The following is a 2,350-nucleotide window of genomic DNA, read 5'->3' as shown; positions in this document are numbered from 1 at the left end:
CCCCGTCCCCACTCCAGTTAGGCGCCTCGAACAACAACTCCGAAGACTGGAACACCACCCGCCCCTCTCCAGTCCCCACTCCAACAACAATCAACTCAGCCCACTGACCAGTACGAAGAAGACGCGGCATACCCCAAACCTAGCCCGCCTCCCGTCGCGTGTTCCCGCGTCTTGCGAGCTGGTCGCTAGCCGCCGTTGGGGAGGTTGGTTTCTGTTAGGCCGTGGCCGGTGAAGGCGAGGAGGTCCGGCATGGTGAAGTCTCCGCGTTTGGCTGACGGGAGGAAGGGCTTCCAGTCGGGTTCGTTGCGGAGGTACGAGGACGGGTCGTGCTCGAGGAGGCCCAGGAAGACCTCGGCGACGATTCGGCCGCCCACTTCGCCGAGATGACGGCCCTTTGCTTGGACGTCGGCCTCTTTGAGCACGTAGTACCAGAGTGGTGCGGGTCCTCCTCCGGGCAGCGCCAACTGCGCCTTCGTCAGGACCTTCGCGCCCATCCGCTTGGCGACATCCTGACCGGACGGAAGCAGGAGCCGGGCGCCGCGGGTGAGGTTGCGTCCGATCAGGGACGGCCGGTTGCCGGCGATTTCAGGGGGCAGGGCTTTGAGTGGGTTCGCCAGTTTCGCATCGATCAGCCGGCTGTGCTGGAGCGCCTCTTTGCCGGCTCCGTCCACCTCGAAGAACCGGGCCCATTCGATCGTCCAGAACGGCGGCAGGATCCGGAAGCCGCCGAAGTGGCCGAGGGGTTCCTGACCGACTGGGTCGGCTGTGAAGACGGGCAACGAGCCGACGAGGGTGTTGAGGCTGTACCGGCCGCGGATCATCGAGTGCCCGAAGCGGTAGGCGGCGACCGAGAATTCGACCGGCATGAACGGCTCGTTCCGCCACTTGTAGAACCGGCGCACCACCTCGGGATAGACGCCCGACTCGTCGAGAACCGAAGCGAGCATCTCGGCGCCGACGATCCGCTTCAGGAAGTCGTGAACGACCAGCCACTGGTAGTGCCAGCGAACGACCCGCTGGGCCGTCTCGAAAACTGTCTCGCTGCCGCGCCGCCAGTCCGGATTCTTGACCACCGCGTCGACCACTTTGTTGTGGAACTTGAGCATGGTCAGCTGCAACTGGCTGACGAAGATGTTCTCGTCGTTGCGCGGATCACCGATCAGTGCGGTGTCCTGATTGTTGCGGGGCAGATCGTCCTCGCGGTCATGGTGGCCGATGAGCAGCTTGACGCCCCCGGATTCCTTGTCGTAAAGGAAAGGGTCGTCGACCGGGCCGCGACCGTAGACGCTGTCCAGGTCGAACCGCGGGCTCCGGAAGTTCGTGAGCGCATCCGGATCGTTCTGCTTGTCCAGACTGGAGGCAGGGTCGAAGGTCAGGTCGTGATCGACGAACTGGCCGAGGTAGGTGTACCCGGCCGGGATGTCCGGATTGTCCCGGCCGGCCCCGTCCTCGGTCATCACCGCCGCGATCTCGGCAATGACCTTGTCGGTCGGGATGAACGGCGGTAACCGGAACATCCTTCCGAACTTGCCTTCGTGCAGTGGTGAGATCGGTACGTAGGACAGTCCACGCATTTCGTACGCGTGCCCCCGGGCCGACCGGCGTCCGTAGCCGGCGCCGTTCGAGCCCGCGCTGGCGATGAGTTGCTCCGTCGTCCGCGGCGCCTCGATCTGCGGCGTGCTCGCGTCCACCCGTTTGACCGATTCCTGCTCTACCGCCATGGTTCCCCCTAGATCATGTGGTGCTGCGAAAGAATCAGTTGAAAACTGTCGGAATTCCTGTCGGGTTGAATCAAGGATTTCTACGAAACTAGGCTGATAAGGGGTCGTCAAGACAAGGTTGCAATGGCTGCCCGTCGAGATGCCGAGAAATTGCCCGATCGGGCAATCATTCGACCGGGCCGCCGCCGAGTCCGATCTCGTTGCCGTCGGCATCGGAGTACGTGGTCTTCCGGACGCCGTTCTCGTAGGTCTCCTGGTTCGCCGGCTCGAGGCCCCGCTCGGCGATCTGCGCGATCCGGGTCTCGAAGTCCTCGACGAAAAGGGTGTGCCTGGCGTGGCCGGCGTGCTCGGGCAGCAGTTCGACGTACAGGAACCGATGCTCCGCAACCTCCCAGACAGCCTCTACGTCATTCGGGATGAACGCCGGCGGCGCCCCGAGCAGCCGCTCGTACCACACCAGCGCCGCGGCGTAGTCGCTAACAGGAATCCCCGCAAAAAGGTCAACAGTCATGGCCGGATGCTAGGGGGTTCGCCGGGTCACAGGAACATCACAGGATGCTTACAGGGACCTCCTATGAAGGGCGGGCAGGCTCTTGGTGTTGCCTAAGTAGGAGGAGCGCCATCATGAA

General features: G+C 63.6%; 2 protein-coding genes. Both read right to left on the bottom strand.

What is annotated here, in order from left to right:
* Window positions 1-185 precede the first annotated feature (185 nt).
* A complete protein-coding gene (locus VFG33_RS11145) occupies window positions 186-1,721 on the bottom strand; it encodes a peroxidase family protein (RefSeq protein WP_325025220.1) in 1,536 nt (511 codons plus the stop codon).
* A 166-nt stretch (window positions 1,722-1,887) separates the two neighbouring features.
* Window positions 1,888-2,232: a VOC family protein gene (locus tag VFG33_RS11140; protein ID WP_325025217.1), complete on the bottom strand. Its 345-nt coding sequence runs from the start codon at window positions 2,230-2,232 to the stop codon at window positions 1,888-1,890.
* Between the last annotated feature and the right edge of the window lie 118 nt (window positions 2,233-2,350).

The organism is Kribbella sp. (assembly GCF_035687465.1).
Classification (GTDB): Bacteria; Actinomycetota; Actinomycetes; order Propionibacteriales; family Kribbellaceae; genus Kribbella.
Note: the sequence above shows the minus strand (reverse complement) of the source record. Positions and strands in the feature narration are given on the sequence as shown.

Bases quoted from the DNA above. Each gene is read 5' to 3' on its own strand.
- VFG33_RS11145 (WP_325025220.1), bottom strand. From the start codon at position 1,721: ATGGCGGTAGAGCAGGAATCGGTCAAACGGGTGGACGCGAGCACGCCG.
- VFG33_RS11140 (WP_325025217.1), bottom strand. From the start codon at position 2,232: ATGACTGTTGACCTTTTTGCGGGGATTCCTGTTAGCGACTACGCCGCG.